Source organism: Acidimicrobiales bacterium, from assembly GCA_036491125.1.
GTDB lineage: Bacteria > Actinomycetota > Acidimicrobiia > Acidimicrobiales > AC-9 > AC-9.
Map to the genome: position 1 here is coordinate 12,335 of DASXCO010000034.1, position 21,403 is coordinate 33,737.

Genomic DNA, 21,403 nt, shown 5'->3' on the forward strand with positions numbered 1-21,403 from the left:
CACCCAAGGCCGCCGTCGACAATAGGAGGCTGAGGTGAACCCGACTCGACGAGCGGGTGACACGGGGGGCACGGCAGGACGAATCCTCGCGGTCGGGCTTCCCTTCCGGGCCGCCGGCGGGCAGTGCCCGCCGGCTGGTGGTCAGCGGGTCAGGCCGCGGCCTTGGTGGCTGACGCCTCGTCCACCGTCGCGAAGGACAGGATCTCGCGTCCCGCCTCGGCCGCGATCCGGTCGCCCCAGACGTCCTCCGGCGCCAGGTGGCGTCGGGCGAAGCGCAGGGCGACGAGAGCCTTGCGGGTGTCGTAGCCGGCCGTCTCCTGGGTCGGGCCTCCCGGGCCGGCCGTCACCGCCTGCTCGAGGAGCAGGGCAGCCGCCGCCGTGCGGGCCAGGAGCCACGAGAGGCGACCAGACCGGGCTTCAGCCCGATCGGGATCCAACGTGCCCACCTCGTCGGCCCGAGCGGCCAGCCGCCGGTTCGCCCCGCCCACCAGCTCGCCAACCTCGCCGAGGAGGGCCGGCCCGCCCCGTACCCGGTCGACCACCGCGTCGACCCGGGTCAGGACGGCCTCGTGGGCCGCGTCCTGGCGCATGGCTCGCAGCACATCCAGGCTGCAGATGTGCTCGGTGCCTTCCCAGATCGGGTGGCACTGGGCGTCACGAAGTTGTCGCGTCAGGCCCCAGTCCTCGCAGTAGCCGTTGCCGCCGTGCAGCTCGACGGCGGTGCTGGCTGCCTCCACCCCGAGCCGACACACGGCGACCTTGGTCGCGGGGATGAGGATCCGACGCAAGCGGGCGGCATCCTGCTGGCGCGGGGCAGCGGCGCACTCCATCGCCAGGGCCACCCCCGCCTCGACCTCGGCGGCCAGGTCGACCAGCTGCTCGCGCACGAGCGGCAGGTCCACCAGCAGCCGTCCTTTGGCCGAGCGACGGTGGCACCAGATGGCCGACTCGAGAAACGAGCGTCGAGCGATCCCGAGACCCATGAGAGCCACACCGAAGCGCGATCCGTTAACCATCTCCATCATGCGGTTGAGGCCCCCGGTGTCGGAGTCCCCCGCCTCACCGGCGCCGCGCCTCGGTCGCAGCGCGTAGGCGAGGGCGTCCCGAAACTCGACCTCACCGGTCGGAACGCTCCGCGTGCCCAGCTTGGGCTTGAGCCGCCGCATCACGATGCGGTTGCGCGTGCCGTCCTCGAGCTCCCTCGGCACCAGGTACAGGCCCAGGCCCCGGGAGCCGTCCGGAGCACCCTCGGGCCGGGCCAGCATCACGATGGCCGCGCCATCGATGTTGGAGCAGAACCACTTCTCCCCGTTGATGAGCACCCTGCCGTCGCCCACCTCGCGAGCCGTGCAGTGGACGGTGTGGCCGAGGTCGGATCCACCGTCGCGCTCGGTGAGAAACATCGAGCCGTCGGCACCCTCGTCAATGTCTCCCGCCCGGAGGCGGGGGAGGAGGGCATCGACGACCTCGGGCGGGGCGTAGGCCTCGACGAGGCCGGCGACGCCGCTGGTCATGCCGATGCTGCAGACCAGGCCCGTGTCGGCCTGCGACACCAGGTAACCGGCCGCCATGCGGACCGCCCCCGGCACGGGCCGACCACGAGCCGCCTCGTCGGCGGCGAAGCCCCCCGCGTAGCCCACGTTCCACAGGGCCCGCTTCGACTCCAGCATGGCCGGGTGATGGACGACCCGGTCGATCTCGTTAGCCCACCGGTCGTAGCGGACCAGCTCAGGAGGGTGGGCGTCGATCGTCTCGGCGTTGGGCCCGATCACGGTGCCGACGAGCCGGCCCAGCTCACCGAGCTTGGACTCCGACCACGTCAGGTCCTCCGGCGGGCAGTGGCGTCGCACCTGCGCCTGCAGCTCGGGGTCCAGGGCATACCAGTCCTGGCCTTGGGTGGATTCCAGGGACGAGTAGTCGATCACGACTGCTCAGTATGGCAATCGCCAGGCCGGACCGCTGCGCGGTGACAGGAGCGGGAAGGGGAGCGGACCTGTGGCCGAGCGCAGCCGCCAGGAGCAACGCCGTGTCGCCTCCGGAATAAGTTGGCCCGGTGCACGATTGGTACGTCCTATGAACGGGTCCTCCCGGCCGAAGGACGGCCAGGGGCGCGAGTGGGTCATCCTCTCCCTCGCCTGCCTGGCCCAGTTCATGGTCCTCCTGGACGTCTCCATCGTGAACGTGGCACTCCCGTCGATGCGGTCCAGCCTGGGTTTCAGCCAGACAGGCCTCCAGTGGGTGGTGAACGCCTACACCCTCACGTTCGCCGGGTTCCTGCTCCTCGGCGGACGGGCCGCCGACCTGTACGGGCGCCGCAGGATCTTCATCCTCGGGTTGGCACTTTTCTCGCTGGCCAGCCTGGCCGGTGGGCTGGCGCAGGACCAGGGCACGCTCGTCGCGGCGCGGGCCGTGCAGGGCCTCGGTGGCGCCGTCCTCTCGCCCGCAACGCTGACCATCCTGACCACCACCTTCCGAGAAGGCCAGGCTCGCTCGCGTGCCCTCGGCATCTGGAGTGCCGTGGCGGCCGCCGGGGGCGCGACCGGCGCCCTGCTGGGCGGCGTCCTCACCGACTTCCTGTCATGGCGGTGGATCTTCTTCGTCAACGTGCCCATCGGCATCCTCGCCATCGTGGCGGCGCGGGCCGTGCTGGTCGAGACGCGGGTCGAGACCGAACATCGAAGCCTCGACGTGGCCGGCGCCCTCACCGTGACCGGCGGGCTGGTCGCCCTCGTCTACGGCATCGTGCGCACCGACGTGTACGCCTGGACGTCTGTGCAGACACTCGCCACGCTGGCCGTGGCGGTGGCGCTGCTCGGCCTGTTCGTGCTCATCGAAGCCCGCCTGGCGACCGCCCCGCTGATGCCGCTCGGAGTGTTCCGATCGCGATCGGTGTCGGGCGCGAACGTCGTCATGCTCTGCCTGGGTGGAGCCATGTTCGCCATGTGGTTCTTCCTGACCCTGTACATGCAGAACGTGCTCGGCTACAGCCCCCTCGCGGCCGGGTTGGCCTTCGTGCCTCAGACCGTGGCCATCGCCATAGGTGCCGGGATCAGCTCGCGGGTGTTGCCTCGCCTGGGCGCGCGGTCGCTGCTCATCGTCGGCCCGCTCGTCTCGGCGGCAGGCCTGGCGTGGCTCTCACGGCTGTCCCCAAATGGCACCTACCTCGTGGACATACTGGGCCCTGGCGTCCTCATCGCGTTCGGCCTCGGCCTGTCGTTCATGCCGGTCACCTTCGCTGCGACCTCCGGCGTAGCGCGCAGCGACGCCGGACTCGCATCCGGCCTCGTCAACACGACCCGGCAGGTCGGCGGGTCCATCGGTCTCGCCGCGCTGGCCACGGTCGCCGCGAGCCACACTCGCACGCTCCTGGCGGGCACGGCGCACGGCCGATCGGCGGTCGCTTCGGCGACGACTGCCGGCTTCGGCCGGGCGTTCGTCGTGGCGTCGGTGATCGCCATCGCCGCCGCTGCGGCCGCGCTGATCCTTCCGTCCATCCGCGAGCCGGAGCCGGAGCCGGCCGCACCGGAGGGACTCCCGCAAGCGAGCCCCGCCACCGGCTAGCGGGCTGACAGTCGTCCCACGGGCGACCAAGGCCCGGCTGCTGCGATTGTTCGGCTGCTTCGTGCTCGAGCGCGGCATTAGCCCGGTTGGTAGCGATGACGTCGCCGGTGGCAAAGGTGGGAAGACACCGGAGATGTCGCCGTTGTGGCTGGTTGCACCGGCATTGCGACTGAAGGAACGGCCGGCAAACTACTTGCACGATTCAGCGAGGATCAGCCGTAGTAAGGTCCGTGAAGAAGCGCAGGTAGTTTCCCCGCCGTATTCCTCAACAAATACGCGGTAAACTCAGCGCAAACCCGACCTGCATTCAGCGGTCCTTGAAGCTGATCACGAGAGCGCAGATGACACCACGATCTAACTCAAATCGCTCGGCGACGAAGGCGCGCGACACTCGGCGCCAGATGAGCAACCAACACAAGAAGGCACTGGCCCAGGGTCGCGAGCAGGGTCGCGCTATTCGACGCTATCTCGACGCCTTGGCGAAGCAGAGGCCCCGGCGTGGCCGCCGGCGCACAGCGGAGAGCGCCGACCGGCAGCTGCGGGAGACCGTCGACCAACTCGCCAACGCCAGGTCACTGGCCCGGGTCGAGCTGTTGCAGCGGAGGATCGACCTCGAAGCGGAGATCGCCTCGTTGGGACAGGACGGTGGCGGAGATCTGTCGGAGCTCGAGGCGGGCTTCGTTGCCGCGGCCAAGTCCTACAGCGAGCGCAAGGGGATCACCCCCCAGGCGTGGATCCAGGGTGGCGTGCCGCGTTCAGTTCTGCGACAGGCGGGTCTGACGCCCGCGCGCAGAGGCGCGGCGAAGCGCCCGGCCCAGACCAGGGCGCGCGCCACCTCGACGGCGCGAGGCCGGGCGGGACCCGCGTCCAAGGCTCGTCGTCCGGCCGCGGCCGGCAAGGCGAGCGTCGGCCGGCGGCGCACGACGGCCAAGGTCAGTCGGACGACTGCATCTCGTGCAGGCCGCTCGACAGTTGCCAAACGATCCAGCCGCTGATCGGGCGGGCTCGTTCGGCTGAGCTCAGCCCGCGGGCCATCCGCTACCCGGCAGCGCCTCGCCTCCGAGCGCCGCGACGGGAGTGCCCGGTCGGTACACATCGGGCGAGCCGGTCTCGTCCTTGAAGACGATCTCCTCGGTGATGTAGTGCCGGCCGCCGCGTCCGCAAAACCGAGCGACGTCCTGCATGATCACGCGGCGCCCGTCCTCGGAGTCGTACAGCCCCGATTGGAAGTCGTCCAGCGTGTCGAAATAGAGCTCCGCCACGGCGTCGAAGTCGCCGGGATTCCCGGTGCCGGGCATGATCGGCGCGCTCGAGTACTTGCGCAGCCTGGGGTGGTGACGAAGAGCCAGCGGTACGTGATGCTCCAGCAGGTGGCGCACGAAATCGTCGTGAGTGATCCCCTCCGCCCGCTTGACGAGGAAGACGACCTTGATCACGACGACCCTCAGGGCTTAGTGGTGGTCGTCGATCCCGAGCCGCCGAGATCGATCCCGCAGGTCTTCTTCGTGTAGTCGATGAATTTCTGCCCGGCTGCTTGGACCTGGTTTTGCTGACCGTTGAGTGCAGTGTTCACCGCGTTTGTAAAAGCGGTCTGGTTGGTCGGGCTGTTGGACCCCAAGGCCGCGAGGAGCCGGTTGTAGAACGCGCTGACCGTGTGTACCGACGGGGCTACCTGACTGGGCGAAACGGCGGCCAGCTTGTCGAAGGTGGCGAAGAGGTTCTTCAATCCGTCCGGACTGGCTGCGACCCCCGCCTCTGCCTGCTGGACCTGGCGGACCTGGTTGCAGTAGGCGGTCGTGTTGGCGGTGGCGCCGGCGCCCGACGTGCCGCTGCTTCCGCCTCCACAGGCGGCGAGCGTCACGCCCGCCGTCGCGACGCAGCCCAATGCCGCTGCAGGTCTCATGGGGATCCTTCCCGGGCGACCACCGCGTGGCGGTTCCAGCCCAGGCGGGCATCGTACTGGCGCCGTCGACGACCGGGGAACCGGCGGTGCGTGCCACCCCGGCTATGATCTGTGTAATCTCGTAATCAAAGTCAATCGAGAAAAAGCGAGGACCACATGAGAGAAGAGGACACGCGAGAAGCCCGCCGCGGCGGGCGTCGGGGCCGGTGGGAATCCGGCCATCCCCACGACCACGGACCGCCTTGGCGGGGTCGCAGGGGGCGCAGGGGGCGTAGGGAGAGCGTCACCCCGCTGTCGGTGGAAGAGGCGCGGGGCTGGCTCTCCGGGCGCCTGCCCGCGGACTGGTTCACGGGTGCACCCGAGGTGACCGTCGACCGCGACGAGATCGTCGTCGTCGGCACCCTCGATTCCCCGCCCGTGGCCGAGGGCGCTGGAGAAGCGGAGCGCCAGGCCGCCGAGGCCGGCCGCCTCGAGCGCTTCCGGGAGGACACCCGGGAGGCCCGGATGGCGATCCACAACGAGGCCGAGGCCCGTTTCGACCGGGCCGTGGCGTGGGGTGCGGTGAGCGGGGACACGAGGCGGGTGTTCACCAACCTCGCCGTTCCCGTCCTGACCCGGCTGCGGCAGCCCGAGCGGCTTGTCCTCGACACCCTGGTCGACGCCGGTGTCGCCGGCTCGAGGAGCGAAGCGCTGGCCTGGTGCGTCCGACTGGTGGGTGACAACCAGGAGGAGTGGCTGGGGCGCCTTCGCCAGGCGCTCAGCGCAGTCGAGGAGGCCCGGGAGACGGGTCCCGGCAGCGGGGCGTAAGCAAGGCCGCCTCTTTCCGAGACGAACCTGCAGTGATCGGGGCCATCTATTGCCCCGGTCACTGCGAGTTCGTCGGTAACCGCGCCAACGAGACGAGCGGCCGGGCCGGCCACTCGCCGCGTTTGCCAGATCCGGGTGCTCGGGGCAGAATGGCCGGAGAATGACATTCTCCCAATCGGCCTATGGCAGTCCCCACGGCGCATCGGGCCCCGGCAGCAGCTCCGGTGACGCCGGGGGGAGCGAGTGGCAGGCCCGAGCCCTCCATCGGTCGCTGGAGCGGGCCCGGACCCGGTCGGTCGAGCGCATGGAGCGGCTGGTGACCGCGGCTCGGGAGCTGGCCGACGAGACGGGCACGGCTGCATTCACCGTCACCCAGGTCACCGAGCGGGCCGGCCTGTCGCTCAAGAGCTTCTACCGCTGCTTCCCCGGCAAGGACGAGCTGCTCATCGCCCTGCTCGAGGAGGACACCCGGCTCGGCGCCTCCATGCTGGCGGAGGCCATCGCACCCCGGAGCCAGCCGGTCGAGCGGCTTCGGGCCTACGTGGACGGCCTCTTCGAGTTCCTGACGCTCCCGGGTGCCCTCGGCTACGCGGGCCTCCTCGTGCGCGAGCACCGGCGGCTGGCCGAGGGTCACCCCGCTGAGCTGCGGGCGGCGCTGGCACCGCTCATCGACATGCTCGCCGCCGAGCTCGCCGCCGTTGGCCCGTCCGAGCGGGTCGGCCGGGATCCATCGCGGGCGGCCGAGACCATCTTCGGGGTCCTGCTCTCGGGCATCAACGACGTGACCCTGGGCCGAGCGGAGCCCCGGGAAGTCGCGGTCTACCTCTGGCAGTTCTGCTGGGCCGGCGTGCGAGGCGACAGCTGAGCGAGCCGGAAGTTCGACATCGCCCGGCCCGGGATCCGGTCCGGCGACACCGAGGAGACGACATGGAGACCGAGCCCATTATCGAGACCGAGCCCGCCCCGCACTCAGACCCGATGCTGGCGGTGTTCTCACAAGAGTCGGCCGATGATCCGAACGAGGGCTACCGGTGGCTGCGCGAGCAGTGTCCGGTCGGTCGCTCGGATATGGACGCGGCCCCGGCCGTCTACATCTCCCGCTACGAAGACGTCCTCTGGGCGCTGCGCCACCCCGAGATCTTCTCGTCGGCGGACGACGCCGTGTCGATCGGCCAGGAGCAGCCGCTCATCCCGCTGCAGATCGACCCGCCCGACCACACGGGCTACCGGCGGCTCTTGAACCCCGAGTTCACCCCGAAGAAGATCGCGGCGCTGGAGAGCGACGTGCGCGTCCTCGTCAACCGGCTCATCGACGGGTTCGTCGATCACGGCAGCTGCAATTTCCACGAGGAGTTCGCCACGCCGCTGCCGTCCACCATCTTCCTGCGCCTCATGGGGCTGCCCCAGGCGGACCTCCCCATGTTCCTGCAGTGGCGGGACAACACCGTCCGCCCCGATGTGCCTCACGACGACTTCGAGGGCGCGGCCCGGATCAGGGAGGCCACGGGCCGGGAGATCAGCGCCTATTTCGAGCGGGCCATCGACGAGTCCCGCCTGGATCCGGGCGAGGGCCTTCTCGGACAGCTGGTGCGCGCCGACATGAACGGTCGAGAGCTCACCCGCGCGGAGCTGCTCGGCATCCTCCACCTCCTGCTCCTCGGCGGCCTCGACACGGTCACCGCCACCTTGGACTGCATGATCGCCTACCTCGCCCGTCACCCGGACCGCCGACGCCAGCTGGTCGAGGACCCGTCGCTGATCGAGCCCGCGGTCGACGAGATGTTGCGGCGCGAGACGCCGGTCCAGGTCGTGCTCCGCACCGCTGCCCAGGACGTCGAGGTCCGGGGTGTCCAGGTGCGCAAGGGCGACACCGTCACGCTGGTGATCGGCGCTGCCAACGGCGACGAGGCGCAATTCCTCGCCTCTGACGCGTTCGAGCTCGCCGACGGGCACAACCATCACGTGGCCTTCGGGGGTGGGCCCCACCTGTGTCTGGGCGCCCACCTGGCCCGACTCGAGCTGCGGGTCGCGATCGAGGAGTTCCACCGCCGGGTACCTGACTACCGGATCGCCGATGGAGCCGAGGTCCACTACTCGCCCGGCATCCGCCAGGCCGACCAGCTGCCCTTGGTGTTCGCCGCCCAGGCTGCCGTCAGCACCACCTCCTGATCGCCCCGGGCGGGGCCGACCGCCAGGGCGTCGGACCTCCGGATGATGCGGGTTGCAGGTGAAACTGCCGCGGGTCTAGAAATCGTTTGCGAATCTGCTGGGATCGTTTCACGCCTGACTGGGGAGGCCACGGTGACTCGTTCGCTGTCGTTGGTGCGCAGGGGCGCGCTCGCCGGGGCCGCGCTGAGCCTGGTCGGGGGAGCGCTGGGGATGACGGCGTTGGCCGCCGGCGCCCAGGACGCGAGCTCTCCCCGGCCGCCGAAGCCTGTGCCCGGGCCGCGCGCGCCAAAGGCGGCCGTGGCCGCGAACACCTTCACCACCGGCCAGCTCCAGGGCACGGCGGTCGGCAACACCGCAAGCGGCTCGGGCTGCGGCACCAATGTCGCCGGGGAGCCGGCCATCCACGTGTCGCCCACGAACAACGTCTTCCTGTCGTCCGAGCGCGGCATTGGCAGCGGCACCGATGTGTGGCGGGGACTCGGCCAGCCCGGCGGGGCGGGTGCCAGCGCCTGCGACCTCGAGTACCGCGGCCAGCCCAACGCGACCCAGGGGATCGGCCTCTCGGGCGGGGACACCGACCTGGCCATCGCCGGCGCAACCAACAAGAGCGGCGCCTACAACGTCTACGTCGCCAGCCTCAATCTGGCGTCGGTTGCGGTGGCGACCTCGACCGACAACGGAGCCACCTTCAGCAACTTCCCCGTCCAGCTCGGCGTGCCGCTCGACGACCGGCCGTGGATCGCCGCCTACGGGGCCGACACCTCCCTGCTCAGCTTCCACGACATCGCCACCAACAACATCGACATCCTGCGGAGCGACTCGGACGGCGCGCCCTACACCGAGATCAGCCAGGCCATTCCCGCCTCGGACTTCAAGACCTCGAACAACCAGCACGGCAACCTGGTGATCGATCACCGCAACACCGCAGGGACCGTGGCCAACTCGGCGGGCAAGACCCCGTTCTGGGCCTTTCAATCGTTCGACGCTCCTTCGACGTCGTCGGGCTCCGCCGAGAACGAGGCGTACCTGGCCGTCTCGAACGACGGGGGCTACACGTGGGTCGACCGCCCCGTGTCCTGCAGCACCGGCTCCTCGCAGACCTCTGTCGCCCACAACTTCCCCGACGTCTCGGTCGACCCGTCCGGCAACCTGTGGATGGCCTGGTCGGACGACACGAACGTGGTCACGGCCGTCTCGAGCGACCACGGTGCCACGTGGAACTGCTCGAGCCCGGTCAGCACGAACACCGCCCAGGCCATCTTCCCCTGGCTGGTCGCCACGTCGAGCGGTGTGGACCTCGTGTACTACGCCAGCACGACGACGCCCGGGCCCAATCAGAGCTGGTCGGTGTACTTCGCTCAGGACACGGCGGGCACGGCGGCCGGTTGGGCGGCGCCGGTGCCGGTCGTGACCGTGCACAAGGGCACCGTCTGCGAGGCCGGGGCCACCTGCACATCAGGACGGCAGCTGTTCGACGACTTCGGCGTGGACACCGACCAGTCGGGGCTCGCCCACATCGCCTACAGCCATGACGCGCCCGATGTCGGGGGCGGCGCCACCTATACCGGCTATGCCGTCCAGACTGGAGGCACGGCTGTGGGTCCGCCCAACTGAGCCCGCTCGTCGACGCGCTGTCACTCAGGTCACGCGACCGGTGAGGTTGCCCGGGCTCCATCGCGGGTAGTTCACCAGGGTTCGATGATCTGTGTTGTGAAGGCGGTGCGATGCGTATCACCAGATCCTCTGCGGATCCCGCAGCCGACGCGCTGGATCCCTTCCTCGCCCGACAGCGGGAGCTGCTGGCGCGAGCCCGCGTGAGCAGCGAGACCCAGCGGGAGGAGGGTGAGGCGAGCCTGGCCACGCTCGCCGAGGGCATCGGGCCTGACGAGGTCCAGTTCGACGACGAGTCGGGCGAGGGTGACAGCACGGGCGTGGCGAGAGACCGCGACCGCACGGTCGTCGAGCTGGCCCGGGCGACGATCGACGACGTCGACCGGGCCCTGGCCAGGATCGATGACGGCACGTACGGCCGATGTGACCACTGTGGCGAGGCGATCGACCGGGCGCGACTCGAGGCGCTGCCGGCCGCCCACCTGTGCCTGGACTGCAAGGGCAACCCTCGCGGTGGCGGGCTCTCGGCCCTCATTCGTCACCGACCCCCGAACAGCCGGCGGTGACCGGCTCGCCGTGGGGGACATCCTCGTCGGCACGGCGTCGTGGACGGATCGGTCCCTCATCAAGTCCGGTTGGTACCCACCGGGTGTGAGCTCGGCCGAGGCCAGGCTCGAGCATTACGCGTCCCGGTTTCCGCTCGTAGAGGTGGACTCGACCTACTACTTCCCACCGGCCTTCGATGTGGCCCGGCGGTGGACCGAGCGGACCCCCGATCACTTCGTGTTCAACGTCAAGGCCTTCTCGCTGTTCACCCAGCATCCGACGGTGGCGGAGGCGATCCCGCGCGATCTTCCGCGGCCGGCCGACAAGAAGCGCCTCTACCCCAAGGATCTCGAGCCGGGCGTCGTCGACGAGATGTGGGAGCGCTTCCGCTCGGCGCTGGACCCCCTCCACCAGGCGGGCAAGCTCGGCGCTCTGCTGTTCCAGTTCCCTCCCTGGTTCACATTGAAAAGCGCGAACAAGCGCTACGTCCTCGATTGCGTCCAGCGGGCGCGACCCCTTCGGATCTGCGTCGAGTTCCGCAACCAGAGCTGGCTGCACGAGGACAACCGAGCCGAGACGATCGATCTCCTCGAGGGCTACGACATCGCCTACGTGTGCGTCGACATGCCCCAAGGCTTCCGGAGCTCGGTCCCGCCGGTGGTGATGGCCACCTCGGATCTCGGTGTCGTCCGCTTCCACGGCCACAACGACGCCGAGTGGGAGAGCGGCTCGGTGCAACGCCGCTTCGCCTACCGTTACACCGAGGCGGAGCTCGAGGACTGGGTTCCCCGGCTGCGGGAGCTCTCGGACCGGACGAGCACCACCCACGTGCTCATGAACAACTGTCATGACGACTGGGCTCAACGCAATGGCGAGGAGCTGTCCCGCTTGCTCGAGGAGTCATAGGTTGGCGACGTGGTGCTGAGGTCGTGGCCGGTCGCCCGACAGGTGCTGGGCCGGGACCGGTTCGGTCGGGGTCCGGCGGCCCGATCTCCCCGCTCGGCCAACCTGGCGCCGCGGACCGCCGCCGCCCGGGATGTTGTGGGGTCGATCTGCCCCTATTGCGCGGTTGGCTGTGCCCAGCGCGTGTACGTCCGCGACGGCGTGGTCACCCAGATCGAGGGAGATCCGGACAGCCCTGTGTCGCGCGGCCGCCTGTGCCCGAAGGGCGCAGCGAGCAAGCAGCTCGTGAGCGGGCCGCTCCGTGAGCGCAAGGTCCGGTACCGCCGCCCGCACAGCAGGACGTGGGAGGACCTCGATCTCGACTCGGCGATGGACATGATCGCCGACCGGGTCATCGATACGCGCCGACGGTCATGGGAGTGGGAGGAGGGAGGCAGGCGCACGCGCCGCACCATGGCCATCGCCAGCCTTGGCGGGGCGACGCTCGACAACGAGGAGAACTACCTCATCAAGAAGCTCTACACGGCGCTCGGGGCGCTGCAGATAGAGAACCAGGCCCGCATATGACACTCCGCCACGGTCCCCGGTCTGGGGACCTCGTTCGGCCGCGGTGGGGCGACCACCTTCCAACAGGATCTCCAGCACTCGGACTGCATCGTGATCGAGGGCTCGAACATGGCCGAGTGCCACCCGGTCGGGTTCCAGTGGGTGATGGAGGCCAAGTCGCGAGGGGCCACGATCATCAGCGTGGATCCGCGCTACACCCGTACCAGCGCGCTGGCCGATGTCTACGTGCCTCTGCGGCCCGGCAGCGACATCGCCTTCCTCGGCGGGCTCATCAACTACGTGCTGAGCGAGGGCAAGGAGCTGCGCGATTACGTGGCGGCCTACACGAACGCAGCCACCATCGTTGGCGAGGACTTCCTTGACACCGAGGACCTGGACGGTGTCTTCTCCGGCCTCGAACCGGAGCGGCGCTCCTACGACTCGTCGAGCTGGCAGTACGACGGCGCGATGGTTCTCGCCTCGGCGGGCCAGCGTGAGCAGTGGCGGCTGGCGAGTGACCAGCCGGGGACCCATCAGCACGGCAGCCACGGGGCGGCGCTGCCGGGGGGCCGAGGTGAGCGGGACGACACGCTCACCCATCCCCGATGCGTCTTCCAGCTCCTCAAGCGCCACTACGGCCGCTATACGCCCGAGATGGTCGAGCAGGTGTGCGGGATTCCGCCCGCCCAGTTCTTCGAGGTGGCCCGGGCGATCACGGACAACTCCACCCGCGACCGCACCACGGCCTTCGCGTACTCGGTCGGGTGGACCCAGCACACAGTGGGTGTGCAGTACATCCGGGCCGCATCGGTGCTCCAGCTGCTCCTCGGCAACATCGGGCGGCCGGGGGGCGGGATCCTCGCCTTGCGGGGCCACGCCAGCATCCAGGGTTCGACCGATATCCCCACGCTCTACGACCTGCTTCCCGGCTACATCCCCATGCCCCACGCCCACGACGAGCAGGCGCTCGATCAATTCGTCGAGGCCAACGCGGCCCGGACCGGGTACTGGGGGAACATGCGCGCCTACCTCGTCAGCCTGCTCAAGGCGTACTGGGGTGGAGCAGCCACCCCAGAGAACGACTTCTGTTTCGACTACCTGCCCCGCGTCACGGGCGACCACAGCACCTATCAGACCGTGCAGTCCCAGATCGACGGCCGCGTCAAGGGCTACTTCCTCGTCGGCGAGAACCCGGCCGTCGGATCGGCCAACGGCAAGATGCAACGGCTCGGCCTAGCCAACCTGGACTGGCTGGTCGTGCGCGACCTCACCATGATCGAGAGCGCCACGTGGTGGCTGGACGGCCCCGAGATCGAGACCGGCGAGCTGCGCTCCGAGGACATCGCCACCGAGGTCTTCTTCCTCCCGGCGGCTGCCCACACCGAGAAGGACGGAAGCTTCACCAACACCCAACGCATGCTGCAATGGCACCACCAGGCGGTGGAGCCGCCCGACGATGCCCGCAGCGACCTGTGGTTCTACTACCACCTCGGGCGGATCATCAGGGAGAAGCTGGCCGGCTCCACCGACGAGGCTGATCGTCCTCTTCTCGACCTGGCGTGGGACTATCCGACCGAGGGCCGGCTGGCCGAGCCCAGCGCTGAGGCCGTCCTGGCCGAGATCAACGGGCGGGACGCCGGGGGCCGGCCGCTGTCTGCGTTCACCCAGCTAGCCGACGACGGGTCGACGGCGTGCGGCTGCTGGATCTACTGCGGCTGCTACGCCGACGGCGTGAACCAGACGGCTCGGCGCAAGTCGGGCGCCGAGCAGTCGTGGGTGGCCCCCGAGTGGGGCTGGGCGTGGCCCGCAAACCGGCGGCTGCTCTACAACCGGGCCTCGGCCGATCCTGCCGGGCGCCCGTGGAGTGATCGCAAGGCGTACGTCTGGTGGGACGCGCAACAGGGTGAGTGGACCGGACACGACGTCGCCGACTTCCCCAGGACGACGCCGCCCGACCACGAGCCGGAGCCCGGTGCGGTGGCCGAGCACGCGCTCGGCGGGCGCGACCCGTTTGTCATGCAAGCCGACGGCAAAGGCTGGCTCTACGCGCCGGCGGGCCTGACCGATGGTCCGTTTCCCACCCACTACGAGCCGCAGGAGTCACCATTCGACAATCCCCTGTACGGCCATCAGTGCAACCCGGTCCGCCAGGTCTTCGCCCGGCGGCACAACCGCTATCACCCGAGCGGCTCCAGCCCCGGCGCCGAGGTGTTCCCCTACGCGGTGACGACCTACCGGCTGACGGAGCATCACACCGCCGGCGGGATGAGCAGGGCGCTGCCTTATCTGTCCGAGCTGCAGCCGGAGATGTTCTGCGAGGTCAGCCCCGAGCTCGCCGCCGAGCGCGGCCTCGAGCACATGGGCTGGGCAACGATCATCAGCGCCCGTACGGCGATCGAGGCCCGGGTCATGGTCACGGATCGAGTGGCGTCCCTGAACGTCGGCGGCCGCCGGCTCCAGCAGGTGGGCTTGCCATACCACTGGGGTGGCAACGGGCTCAGCAAGGGGGACTCGGCCAACGATCTGCTTCCGGTCGTCCTCGACTCCAACGTGCACATCCAGGAGGCCAAGGCGGCCACGTGTGACATCCGGGCCGGCCGGCGCCCGCGCGGGCCGGCACTGCTGGAGCTGGTCGAGTCCTACCGGGACCGCGCCGGCATTGGGCCGGAGACCGGCATCGAGCCGGGCGCGAGTGGGGAGGAGCCGTGAGCACGCTCGACCCTGCCGCGGGCGCCGGTTACGACGACCCGCCGGCGCGAGTCGGTTTCTTCACCGACACGAGCGTGTGCATCGGGTGCAAGGCGTGCGAGGTCGCGTGCAAGGAGTGGAACGGCGTGCCGGCCAGGGGCCGGGAGCTCCTCGGCAGCTCCTACGACAACACCGGCGGTCTCGGGGCGGACACCTGGCGACACGTGGCGTTCATCGAGCAGCGCCGACCCGGCACCGGTGACCTCAGGTGGCTCATGTCGTCGGACGTGTGCAAGCACTGCACCCGCGCCGCGTGCCTCGACGTATGTCCCACCGGCGCGCTGTTCCGCACCGAGCTCGGCACCGTGGTGGTCCAGGAAGATGTCTGCAACGGCTGCGGGTACTGCATCCCCGCCTGTCCCTACGGGGTGATCGACCAGCGCCGGGATGACGGTCGGGCCTGGAAGTGCACACTCTGCTACGACCGGCTCCGCGACCACGCCGAACCGGCGTGCTCCCAGGCCTGCCCGACCAACTCGATCCAGTTCGGACCGCTCGATGAGCTGCGAGCGCGGGCTGCCGGGCGCTTGGAACAGCTCCACGAGCTCGGGGTCGACGACGCCCGCCTCTACGGCCACGATCCCGACGACGGAGTTGGCGGGGCGGGGGCGTTCTTCCTTCTGCTCGATCGGCCCGAGGTCTACGGCCTGCCGCCGGACCCGGTCGTGACCACCCGCGACCTTCCGAAGATGTGGGCCGCAGCGGCCGCTGCGGCGCTGACGCTCGTGGGGAGTGCCGTGGCCGCCTTCGCCGGGGGGCGCCGGTGAGGGAGCCCGAGCTCGTCCCCGATCTCGAACCGACCTCCTACTACGGGCGGCCCGTCATCAAGGCGCCCGTGTGGAAGTGGGCCGTACCGGCGTACTTCTTCGCGGGCGGTCTGGCCGGCGCCTCGTCGCTGCTGGCTGCCGGCGCCGGCGTCACCGGCAATCGGGTCCTGGCCGGACGGGCCCGGTTGACGGCGCTCGGCGCCATCTCCGCCGGAGCGGCCCTGCTGATAGAGGACCTGGGCCGGCCCGAGCGCTTCCGGAACATGTTGCGGGTGGCCAAACCGACCTCCCCGATGAGCGTCGGCAGCTGGCTGCTGACCCTGTACGGACCCGCGGCGGGGCTGGCCGCGTTGGGGGAGGCCCTCGGCTTCCCGCGCCCCGTGCGTCGCCTCGCCGCATCGCTGGCTGCCCTCACCGGACCCGCCGTGGCCACCTACACGGCGGTGCTCATCGCGGACACCGCGGTTCCGGTCTGGCACGAGGCCCGGAGGGAGCTGCCCTTCGTCTTCGGAGGCGCCGCCGCGTCCGCGGCAGGCGGCGCCGCCATGGTGACGACGCCGCCGGCGCACGCCGGTCCGGCGCGGGTGTTCGCCCTGCTCGGAGCGGCCACGGAGCTGGGAGCGTTCCAGCTCGCCCGCCGGCGCCTGGGTGAGGTTGGCGAGGTCTACGGCGAGGGCCGCGCCGGGGCTTTGACACGGCTGGCCGTCGGGCTCACCGGGGCGGGCGCTGCCGTGTCGGGCCTGGGTGGGAGGCGGCGGCTGGCCGCCGCCTTGGGCGGAGCAATGCTGATCGGCGGCTCGCTGGCCAGCCGGTTCGCCGTGCTCGATGCCGGGGTCCAGTCGGCCCAGCAGCCCGCGTCCACCATCGGGCCTCAGCGGCGCGGGCTGGAGCAAAATGGTGCCCGCGCCGTCGCCGATCCCACGACTCGGTAGAGGCTGCGGTCAGCGCATCACTGGTTGGCGGCCGCCGTGAGGACGTTGTGGGTGGCCTCGAGCTCTGCCGTGGCTTGGTCGAGCTCGCTGGTGGCTTGCGCGATCAGGCGCCCGTCGTCGTGGGTGGAGCCTGCGATGCAGTCGCTCGTGCCTCGGCCGAACAGGTCGAGGGCGGACCGCAGATGGGCGGCTGCGATGGCCTCGGGGATCGGAGGGAGGGCGAGGTACCCCTGAACGTCGTTCCAGACCGCCTGGCAGGAACCTACGAGGGCAGTCGTGTTGTAGGTGCTGGCGTCGTCGGCCACCGTGCTCGTGTCGTACGAGAGGGTGGAGAACAGGTCGGCGTGCTGTCGTCCCCACGAGGCGAGCGCCACGGTCGCTGGCGCGATCGGCGCCGCGTTCCGCACCGTCGCCGTGGCGCAGGATGTCACCACGGCGCCCACGCCCACCAGCGCGAGCGCCGCGCCGCCGATCCTCCCCCTCCTGCGCATTCCCCCCGGTCCTGTTCGCTCGAGCGATTCGGAACGGTCGTCAGACTACGGTTCACTTCTGACGATCATCTGACGAACTACTGACCTTTCCCTGACGGAGCCCGGCGGTACACAATGAGGGCGTGGGGACCGCGGCCCGGACCGGCGAGCCAGCGAAGGTGCTGGTCGTGGAGGACGAGCCGATCGTCCGGGACCTGCTGGTAACGGTCATGCGGACCGAAGGCTACGAGGTCGTGGCGGCCGCCGATTCCAGCGCCGCCCTCAGGCACGCCAAGTCGTTCCAGCCCCATCTGGCTCTCATCGACGTCCGCCTCGGCAACGGGCCCGACGGCTTCACCGTCGCCCGCCGTCTGCGGGAGGAGGCCCACGTGTCGCTGCTGTTCCTGACCAGTGCGGACGAGGCGGACGACATCCGGGCCGGGTTCGCCGCCGGTGCCGACCTCTACATCACCAAGCCGTTCTCCGTCGACTCCCTCCTCGTCCAGATCGAGGCGGTGCTGGCGCGGGCGGGCAAGTCACGCGAGGCGCACTGGGAGGTGGGCGACGTCGTCGTCGACGAGGCTGCCCGGGCCGTCACCCGGTCGGGGCAGCCCATGGACCTCACCCCGGTCGAGTTCGAACTGCTGTGCCACCTCGTTCGGCGCCCGGGACGGGTCGTCACCAAGACCCAGCTGCTGTCCGCGCTCTGGGGGTATCGGGACTACAACCCGAACGTCGTCGAGCGCCACATGAGCGCCCTGCGCCGCAAGCTCGAGGCCAACGGACCGCGGCTCATCCATACCGTGCACAGCGCCGGCTACGTCTTCCGTCCCTGACCGTCCCGTTCAGGCGGGTGTGCCGGCAGCACCGGCCATCTCGGCCAGAGTCGCGAGATACGGCTGCCGGGCGATCCCGTGCTCTGTCACGATCGCGGTGATCAGCTGGGCCGGGGTCACGTCGAAGGCGGGGTTCTCCACCGCGATCTCAGCCGGGGCGAGGGGCCTGCCGGCGAGCTCGGCCACCTCGCTCCTGTCCCGCTGCTCGACAGGGATGGCCGAGCCATCGGGACACGACGGGTCGATGGTCGAAAGCGGCGCAGCCACGTAGAAAGGCAACCCGTGGTGGGCGGCGAGCACGGCGAGCGGGTAGGTGCCGACCTTGTTGGCCACGTCGCCGTTGGCGGCGACGCGGTCGGCGCCCACCACGACGCAGTCGACCCGATCTGCCGCCATCAGCGATCCCGCGGCCGAGTCGGCCACCAGCGTGGCCGGCACGCCCAGGCGGCCGAGCTCCCACGCCGTGAGGCGGCTGCCCTGGAGCATCGGCCGGGTCTCGCCGACCCAGACCCGAGGGGCGCGACCGCCCTCGTGGGCGGCCCGGACGATCCCGAGGGCGGTGCCGTACCCGGCACAGGCGAGCGAGCCGGCGTTGCAGTGGGTGAGCACGCGGGCGCCGTCGGGCAGGAGCGGGGCGCCCATGGCGCCCAGGGCGCGGTTGCGGGCCACGTCCTCGACGGCGACCCGCCGGGCCTCGGTCAGTGGATCGTCGGCGGCCAGGGCCCGCTTGACTCCCCAGGCAAGGTTGGCCGCCGTGGGACGGGTGGCGACGATCCGCTGGGCTGCCGGCTCGAGCGGCTCACCCCGCACCTCGGCGAGGGCAACGCCCATGGCGCCGGCGACGCCGAGGGCGGGCGCACCCCGGACGGCCATGGTCCTGATGGCGTCACAGAGCTCGTCGACCGTGCGGGCCTCGACGTAGGCGAGCTCGCCCGGAAGCCGCCGTTGGTCGATCATGCGCACGGCGTCGTCCCGCCACTCGATCGTGGGCGGGATCGGATCCGGCCCGGCCTCACCCATGTCATCACCGTATCGACAGATCTCGCCCGGGAGGCGGGCCCCGGTGATTCCATCCCGCGATGCTCGCCGTCCGGTCACCCCTAGCATGCCGAGCATGGCGTCGGCCCTGTTCTCGCCTGAGGGCGACACCTTTCTCCCGGCTCCGCTCGCCCGCAGCCCCTGGTCCTCGGAGACGCTGCACGGTGGCTCGGTGGCCGCCCTGCTCGCCGGCGCCATCGAGGCGTGCTCCCCGGGTGGGGACCGACAGGTCACCCGCCTCACAGTGGAGCTGATGAGGCCCGTCCCCGTGGCGCCCCTTCGGGTCCAGGCCGAGGTGGTCCGGCCCGGTCGAAAGGTCCAGTTGGTCGAGGCGTCCCTTTGGGACGGAGAGACCAATCTCGCCCAGGCCCGGGCGCTCTTGCTACGGACCACCGATGCTCCAGTGCCCGAGGGGGCAACCTCCTCGGGCTCCGTCGTGCCGGGGCCCGATCGGGGCCGGGAGACGCCGTTTCCGAGGGGTGACTACGAGGCCCTGCACAACGCGGGGACCGAGATCCGTTTCGTCAAGGGAGCCTTCGACCAGCCGGGTCCGGCGACGGTGTGGATCCGACTGCGCCACCCCGTGGTGGCGGGCGAACCCCCGTCCCCGCTCCAGCGGGTGGCGGCGGCAGCCGACTTCGGCAACGGGGTGAGCGCCGTGCTGGACTTCACGCGTTGGGTCTTCGTCAACCCCGACCTGACCATCTACCTGAACCGGCTTCCGGTAGGGGAATGGGTCTGCCTGGAAGCACATACGGACGTGGAGGGGCACGGCATCGGCATGGCTCACAGCCGCCTCCACGACCAGCTCGGGCCGATCGGCCGTTCGGCCCAGTCGCTGCTGCTCGAGCCGCTGTGACCGTTTTGCACGGTGCCCGTGGTGGCGCTGCCCGCTACGGTATGCTGCCCTGACACAGAATCAGGTCTCCCGGGGGGGCGGCACGGACAGCGCGGTGCACACAACCCGGCGCACACAACGCGGCGCAGAGAGCAACGCATCACAGCAGGGAGGGTGACGTGAGACTCAAGAGGGGGCTCGGGCTGCCGGCGGTCGTGATCGCGGTGGCCCTCGTAGGAGCGGCGTGCGGGAGTGGGAGCTCGAGCAGCAGCTCGTCCACCACGACGACCAGCAGCGGACCGACGACCAGCGCTCCCAGCGGGGGCACCGCTTCGGATGTGGGGATCACGCCGAACCAGGTCACGGTGGGCAACGTGTCGATCCTCTCCGGCCCCGTGCCCGGGCTGTTCCAGGGCGCGCCCAACGGCGCCGACGCCTTCTTCGCCTACCAGAACAGCCTCGGCGGCGTGAACGGTCGCAAGATCGTGCTCAAGTCCTCCGACGACGCCTTCTCGTGCAACCAGAACCAGAACGAGACCCAGACCCTCGCCGGGCAGGCCTTCGCCTTCGTCGGCGGGTTCTCGCTGTTCGACAACTGCGGGGCCAAGGTCCTCCAGGCTCAGCCCACCATCCCGGACGTCGCCTTCTCGCTCGACCCTGTGGCCCAGGCCCTGCCGAACAACTTCAGCCCCTCACCCCTCGGCAACGGCTACCGCACGGGGCCGTTCATCTACTACAAGCAGCAGTTCCCGAATGCGGTGAAGTCGGTCGGCGCCCTCGTCGCCAACATCCCGTCATCGATCGCCTCGTGGAACAACGAGAAGGCGGCAATGCAGCAGGTCGGCGGCTACCACGTCGCCTACGAGCGGGACATCAACCCGCTCGACACCGACTTCACCTCCGACGTCGTGCGCATGCGAAGCGCCGGGGTGCAGATGGTCGTGCTGTCCAACACCGACGTGAAGAGCACCGCCCGCTTCCTCAACAACGCCCAGCAGCAGGGCTACAAGCCTCAGCTGGTCGAGTCCGGTGGGACCGCCTACGACGCCAGCTTCTTCAAGCTGGTCAACCCGGGCGCCGGCCAGGGTCTGCTCAATGACCAGACCCAGGCCCTCTACCTGGGCGGTGACGCCAAGAGCGTCCCCGAGGTGCAGCTGTTCGACACCTGGATGGCCAAGGCCCACCCCGGGTTCGCACCGGACATCTTCAGCGTCTATGGCTGGACCTCGGCCCGGCTGTTCACCCAGGCCCTGCAGACCGCCGGGCTCAACCCCACCAGGGGCAGCGTCCTCGCCGCCCTGCAAGGCGTGCACAGCTTCAACTCCAACGGGCTGCTGGCGACCGGTGACCCGGCGGGCAAGAAGTCGCCCACCTGCTGGTTGCTGGTCAAGGTGAACAACAACCAGTACCAGCGCTTGCAGCCGCCCAGCCCGCCCACGGGCTTCACGTGCAATCCCGACGGCCAGTACACCCGCCCCGGCTGAGCTGAGCTCCGGCGATGAGCGAGTTCCTCGCCCTCAGCGTCGTCGGGATCGTCGCCGGCTGCATCTACGCCCTGACGGCCATGGGCCTGGTGGTGACCTACACCACCTCGGGGATCTTCAACTTCGCCCACGGGGCCATCGGCATGGTGGCGGCCTTCTTGTTCTGGGAGTTGTCAGTGAACCAGGGCCTGCCCACGCCACTGGCCCTGGTCCTCGTGCTCTTCGTGTTCGCGCCGCTGATGGG

At 70.1% G+C, this 21,403-nt stretch carries 20 protein-coding genes; 15 read left to right on the top strand and 5 right to left on the bottom strand.

The window, feature by feature from the left end:
- Window positions 1-149: 149 nt before the first annotated feature.
- Entirely contained in the window at window positions 150-1,925 is a 1,776-nt protein-coding gene (locus VGF64_02650; GenBank protein HEY1633630.1) for an acyl-CoA dehydrogenase family protein, read from the bottom strand.
- Window positions 1,926-2,073: 148 nt separating this feature from the next.
- Here VGF64_02650 and VGF64_02655 point away from each other — a divergent pair, with 148 nt between their 5' ends.
- Complete coding sequence (locus VGF64_02655) at window positions 2,074-3,561, top strand: MFS transporter (protein HEY1633631.1); 1,488 nt, start codon at window positions 2,074-2,076, stop codon at window positions 3,559-3,561.
- 401 nt (window positions 3,562-3,962) lie between these two features.
- Window positions 3,963-4,556 carry a hypothetical protein gene (locus tag VGF64_02660; GenBank protein HEY1633632.1) on the top strand — a complete coding sequence of 198 codons (594 nt, stop codon included), beginning with the start codon at window positions 3,963-3,965 and terminating at the stop codon, window positions 4,554-4,556.
- Window positions 4,557-4,580: 24 nt separating this feature from the next.
- Here the strand turns inward: VGF64_02660 and VGF64_02665 are convergent, their stop codons facing one another.
- Both VGF64_02665 and VGF64_02670 read right to left on the bottom strand, forming a co-directional pair.
- Window positions 4,581-4,997: an EthD domain-containing protein gene (locus VGF64_02665; GenBank protein ID HEY1633633.1), complete on the bottom strand. Its 417-nt coding sequence runs from the start codon at window positions 4,995-4,997 to the stop codon at window positions 4,581-4,583.
- A gap of 8 nt (window positions 4,998-5,005) precedes the next feature.
- Entirely contained in the window at window positions 5,006-5,422 is a 417-nt protein-coding gene (locus VGF64_02670) for a hypothetical protein (GenBank protein ID HEY1633634.1), read from the bottom strand.
- Between the two features lie 198 nt (window positions 5,423-5,620).
- Between VGF64_02670 and VGF64_02675 the strand changes: the two genes are divergently transcribed.
- The 9 genes from VGF64_02675 (at window position 5,621) to nrfD (ending at window position 16,493) form a co-directional block, all read left to right on the top strand.
- Window positions 5,621-6,271 carry a hypothetical protein gene (locus VGF64_02675; protein HEY1633635.1) on the top strand — a complete coding sequence of 217 codons (651 nt, stop codon included), beginning with the start codon at window positions 5,621-5,623 and terminating at the stop codon, window positions 6,269-6,271.
- 160 nt (window positions 6,272-6,431) lie between these two features.
- Window positions 6,432-7,136, top strand: coding sequence for a TetR/AcrR family transcriptional regulator (locus VGF64_02680; GenBank protein ID HEY1633636.1), 705 nt, complete (start codon window positions 6,432-6,434; stop codon window positions 7,134-7,136).
- A 62-nt stretch (window positions 7,137-7,198) separates the two neighbouring features.
- Complete coding sequence (locus tag VGF64_02685) at window positions 7,199-8,440, top strand: cytochrome P450 (GenBank protein ID HEY1633637.1); 1,242 nt, start codon at window positions 7,199-7,201, stop codon at window positions 8,438-8,440.
- Window positions 8,441-8,572: 132 nt separating this feature from the next.
- Complete coding sequence (locus tag VGF64_02690; GenBank protein ID HEY1633638.1) at window positions 8,573-10,054, top strand: hypothetical protein; 1,482 nt, start codon at window positions 8,573-8,575, stop codon at window positions 10,052-10,054.
- A gap of 110 nt (window positions 10,055-10,164) precedes the next feature.
- Window positions 10,165-10,617 carry a TraR/DksA family transcriptional regulator gene (locus VGF64_02695; GenBank protein ID HEY1633639.1) on the top strand — a complete coding sequence of 151 codons (453 nt, stop codon included), beginning with the start codon at window positions 10,165-10,167 and terminating at the stop codon, window positions 10,615-10,617.
- Between the two features lie 10 nt (window positions 10,618-10,627).
- Window positions 10,628-11,503, top strand: a complete 876-nt coding sequence (locus VGF64_02700) for a DUF72 domain-containing protein (protein HEY1633640.1) — start codon at window positions 10,628-10,630, stop codon at window positions 11,501-11,503.
- Between the two features lie 9 nt (window positions 11,504-11,512).
- Window positions 11,513-14,755 carry a formate dehydrogenase gene (fdh, locus tag VGF64_02705; GenBank protein HEY1633641.1) on the top strand — a complete coding sequence of 1,081 codons (3,243 nt, stop codon included), beginning with the start codon at window positions 11,513-11,515 and terminating at the stop codon, window positions 14,753-14,755.
- Window positions 14,752-15,561 (top strand): 4Fe-4S dicluster domain-containing protein, encoded by an 810-nt coding sequence (locus VGF64_02710; protein ID HEY1633642.1) that lies wholly within the window; start codon window positions 14,752-14,754, stop codon window positions 15,559-15,561. The genes fdh and VGF64_02710 overlap by 4 nt, the downstream gene beginning before the upstream one ends.
- Complete coding sequence (gene nrfD / locus VGF64_02715) at window positions 15,558-16,493, top strand: NrfD/PsrC family molybdoenzyme membrane anchor subunit (protein ID HEY1633643.1); 936 nt, start codon at window positions 15,558-15,560, stop codon at window positions 16,491-16,493. The genes VGF64_02710 and nrfD overlap by 4 nt, the downstream gene beginning before the upstream one ends.
- A 17-nt stretch (window positions 16,494-16,510) precedes the next feature.
- On the opposite strand, the gene VGF64_02720 is transcribed toward nrfD, so the two are convergent.
- Window positions 16,511-16,984, bottom strand: coding sequence for a hypothetical protein (locus VGF64_02720; GenBank protein HEY1633644.1), 474 nt, complete (start codon window positions 16,982-16,984; stop codon window positions 16,511-16,513).
- 122 nt (window positions 16,985-17,106) lie between these two features.
- On the opposite strand from VGF64_02720, the gene VGF64_02725 reads away from it, so the two are divergent.
- The gene (locus tag VGF64_02725) at window positions 17,107-17,799 is read left to right on the top strand and encodes a response regulator transcription factor (protein HEY1633645.1); all 693 of its coding nucleotides are present in this window, start codon (window positions 17,107-17,109) and stop codon (window positions 17,797-17,799) included.
- Between the two features lie 9 nt (window positions 17,800-17,808).
- Here VGF64_02725 and mtnA read toward each other — a convergent pair whose 3' ends face one another.
- Window positions 17,809-18,819, bottom strand: coding sequence for an S-methyl-5-thioribose-1-phosphate isomerase (gene mtnA / locus VGF64_02730; GenBank protein ID HEY1633646.1), 1,011 nt, complete (start codon window positions 18,817-18,819; stop codon window positions 17,809-17,811).
- A gap of 94 nt (window positions 18,820-18,913) precedes the next feature.
- On the opposite strand from mtnA, the gene VGF64_02735 reads away from it, so the two are divergent.
- The 3 genes from VGF64_02735 to VGF64_02745 form a co-directional block, all read left to right on the top strand.
- Window positions 18,914-19,696, top strand: a complete 783-nt coding sequence (locus tag VGF64_02735) for a thioesterase family protein (GenBank protein ID HEY1633647.1) — start codon at window positions 18,914-18,916, stop codon at window positions 19,694-19,696.
- A gap of 158 nt (window positions 19,697-19,854) precedes the next feature.
- On the top strand, window positions 19,855-21,159 hold the full coding sequence (locus VGF64_02740) for an ABC transporter substrate-binding protein (GenBank protein ID HEY1633648.1): 1,305 nt from the start codon (window positions 19,855-19,857) through the stop codon (window positions 21,157-21,159).
- Window positions 21,160-21,173: 14 nt separating this feature from the next.
- Window positions 21,174-21,403 (top strand): branched-chain amino acid ABC transporter permease (locus VGF64_02745; GenBank protein ID HEY1633649.1); only part of this gene is annotated, 230 nt, incomplete at its 3' end.